Here is a 3283-nt window from a genome sequence, read left to right on the forward strand (position 1 = left end):
ACAGCATTCGCAAAAAGTGGTAGTGTAGGCTTGGTTGGTGGAAATTCTAATAACCAACAATTCTATGTTTGGGATGCTATGTTTACTTATGCACTTCATAAAAACTGGGCAAATATTACTGTAGGTTATTTTAGACCTCAAGTTGGTAGAGAAAGCATTACAGCAGGGTTTGAAGTATTATCTTTTGATAAGGCTTTAACGAACTCTTATCCAAGATTACATTTAATTGGAACCGGTCCTGGTCGTGAAACTGGCGTTAACATAGGTGGTTTGTATAATGATGAGAAAACTAAGCTTGGGCTTAACTATAACTTTGGAGTGTTTAACGTAGATAAATTTAACGGTGGAACAGGTGGGGATAACTTACTCTACACAGCAAGAATAGCCGTATCATACGGCGACCCAGAGATGAAAAAATACGGATTAGGCTATAAAGTCAATTACTTTGGAAAAAGAAACGGTATAACTTTTGCAGTTAACTATGCATATCAAGGAAGAGGAAAAGATAGCAGTACATTCCCATTAGCAGATACTACTATATGGAAGTCGCCAGATTATTATGACAGCACAGCCAAAACGGTAAAAGTTCAGTTCAAAAACAACCAAATGTTAGGCTTTGACATCCTTGCAAACTATAAAGATTTTACATTTAACGCTGAATATGACGAGTTAAAAAGGTCTTTTGATGATTCAAAGTTAGATTACAAAGACAAAGTATGGCACGTAAGAGGTGGTTATAACTTTACACTTCCTAACAAAACAATTCTTGAACCAACCATTACTTATGCAGAATGGCAAGGAGATAAAGCAAGCTTAAACGGTAATGGCAATTTCAAAACAACCGACGTTGGTTTAAACTGGTATATAAAGCAAAACAATATGAAGCTTAATTTACACTATGTTAAACAAACCGGTTCAGCAAAATCAGCTTATAATCCAGATGGAAAAAGCAAAGCTGGTGATTATGTAGGCGTTGGCTTACAGTTAATATTCTAACAGTTTAAAAGTCAGGAAGCTGGGAGTTGACATCTCCGGCTCCCTGAATTCTTTTGAAATTTGAAAATGGGAGGTGTAAAATGAAAAAGTTATTATCACTAATGTTAGTATTTTTATTCTTAGCAACATCTACATTTGCACAAGAAAAGCCAAATTTTGACTCTAAACTTCCGGACAAAATAAAAGCAGTTTTTGATTGGACGTTAGAAGACCCAAAGGATTCAGAAATGGCAGTCAATTTTATCTCAAACTTCATCAAAGCATTCGATGAGTTTAACCCAATGGGAGAGTACTCGTTAGCTGTAGTATCTCATGGACCAGAAGCGTTGATATTCTCAAAGAAAAATTATGAAAAATACAAAAATATTGTTGACAGGCTAAATTCAATGACAAAAAGCTACAATCTTAAAATTTATGTATGCAGAAACACAATCAGAGCACTTGGGTTGAAAGAGGAAGATTTACAGCCGTTTGTAACTGTAGTCCCGGCAGGAGTTGTTGAGCTTGCAAAACTTCAAGAAGAAGGCTATAGATTAATTCCAACAGTAGTTCATGATTTAAAAAAGTTTAAGCAATAGAGGAATACCTTGGGCGAGAAATTAGTAGGTTTTATAAGATTTAGATTATGAGATTCTTCGGATTAAAGTCCTCAGTATGACAAAGTTACCTAATGCTGTAATTCTGCAGCCGGTGAAGAATCTCTTCCTTTATTGAATTTTTCACCTGAATGTGTTTAAACAATAAGTGAGGCATACAACATGAAAAAAGTCTTATTAACAAGCCTTGGTTTTACAGCTGTTTTGCTAATTGCTGCACCTTCAAAGTCTCAAGAAGAGCCGTTGACAAAAGCAAGGCAGTATTTTTCACCACTTCCAAAGGACTTTTTTACCAAGGAAAATTCTGTTTATAATAATCCTAAGGTCATAAACCTTGGTAAAATGCTGTTTTTTGAAAGAAGGCTTTCTGTAAATGATAACATTAGCTGTGCAACATGTCATGCGATTGAATATTATGGCTCTGCTCCTGCAAAAAAACAGATGGGAGTTATTAAATTCCAAGATAGGCACACTCCAACAGTCTTAAACTCAGCAGGTCAATTTGTCCAACACTGGATAGGCAACAGAAAAGACGTAGAAGATCAGGCGATACAGTCGTTAACAGGTCCTGCAGCATTTGGAAATAAAAGCTTAGAAGATGTTGAGGATAAAATAAGCAAAATAGAAGGGTATGTAAAGTTATTTAAAGAAGCTTTTCCAAATGATAGTAAACCTATTAGTGGAAAAAATATAGCTATTGCCATAGGAGCTTATGAGAGAACTCTAACAACATCATCAAGGTTTGATGAATATTTAAAAGGTAATACCAAAGCTTTAAATCAAAAAGAAAAAAAGGGATTAATCACATTTATAGAAGTTGGATGTGCTGCTTGTCATAACGGTCCTTTGGTTGGTGGAAATTCTTATCAAAAATTTGGCATAGTTGCTCCATACTGGGAATACACAAAAAGTCAAAGTATTGATGAAGGACGCTATTTAGTTACGAAAAAGGAAGAAGATAAGTATGTATATAAAGTTCCTTCGTTGAGAAATGCAGCATTAACACCTCCTTATTTTCATGATGGCTCTGTTGAAAAATTAGAAGATGCAGTTAAAATAATGGCTAAGGTTCAGCTTGGAAAAGACCTGACTAATGAAGATATAGATAATATAGTAGCCTTTTTAAATGCCCTAACAGGAAATCTTCCGAAGAACTTTAGAGAGCCACCTATACTTCCATCAAAGTAGGAGGTCTTAAAATGAAAAAATTATCTTTAATTCTAACAATCTTAATAATATCAACCGTTTCATACTCAATGGAGCTAAAGAAGTTTTATGAAAACATGTACATGGTTCGCGGTATGGATGCGATGCCATCTCCAGAAAACAAAGGCCTTATGTCTAATGCATATGGAATTTTAACCAAAGAAGGCTGGATAGTTATAGACTCTCTTTCAACTCCTGAACTTTCAAAAGAATTTTTAACACTTTTACAAAAAGAGAAAAAAGCACCTGTTAAATATCTGATTATAACCCACTACCACCAAGACCATTGGTATGGAGCTTCTACTTTTAAAGAAGTCGGAGCAGTTGTAATAGCCCATAAAAATCTAAACAAATTTTACAACTCTCCGGAAGCAAAAATGACTCTTGAAGCTTCAAACCAAAGATTTGGCGGAATCTACAAAAACGTAAAACTAATACCCGCAGATATAGAGATAGAATCTCCGAAAGATATAAAAGTGGACAGT

Annotated in this window: 4 protein-coding genes; all 4 read left to right on the forward strand. The window is 34.9% G+C overall.

The genetic code is table 11. The features are described 5' to 3' along the window. Nucleotides 1–996, forward strand: a 996-nt coding sequence (locus SULYE_RS08435) for a porin family protein (RefSeq protein ID WP_007547968.1), incomplete at its 5' end; no start/stop codon positions are given. A gap of 80 nt (nucleotides 997–1076) precedes the next feature. Further along, nucleotides 1077–1574 (forward strand): DsrE family protein, encoded by a 498-nt coding sequence (locus SULYE_RS07175; protein WP_007547969.1) that lies wholly within the window; start codon nucleotides 1077–1079, stop codon nucleotides 1572–1574. A gap of 180 nt (nucleotides 1575–1754) precedes the next feature. Further along, entirely contained in the window at nucleotides 1755–2780 is a 1026-nt protein-coding gene (locus SULYE_RS07180) for a cytochrome-c peroxidase (RefSeq protein ID WP_007547970.1), read from the forward strand. Between the two features lie 11 nt (nucleotides 2781–2791). After that, the coding region (locus SULYE_RS07185) for an MBL fold metallo-hydrolase (protein WP_007547971.1) at nucleotides 2792–3283 on the forward strand (492 nt) is incomplete at its 3' end.

The sequence above is a fragment of the Sulfurihydrogenibium yellowstonense SS-5 genome (assembly GCF_000173615.1).
GTDB lineage: Bacteria > Aquificota > Aquificia > Aquificales > Hydrogenothermaceae > Sulfurihydrogenibium > Sulfurihydrogenibium yellowstonense.

Excerpts from the sequence above, each read along its gene's own strand:
- SULYE_RS07175 (WP_007547969.1), top strand. The coding sequence starts at position 1,077 with ATGAAAAAGTTATTATCACTAATGTTAGTATTTTTATTCTTAGCAACA.
- SULYE_RS07180 (WP_007547970.1), top strand. The coding sequence starts at position 1,755 with ATGAAAAAAGTCTTATTAACAAGCCTTGGTTTTACAGCTGTTTTGCTA.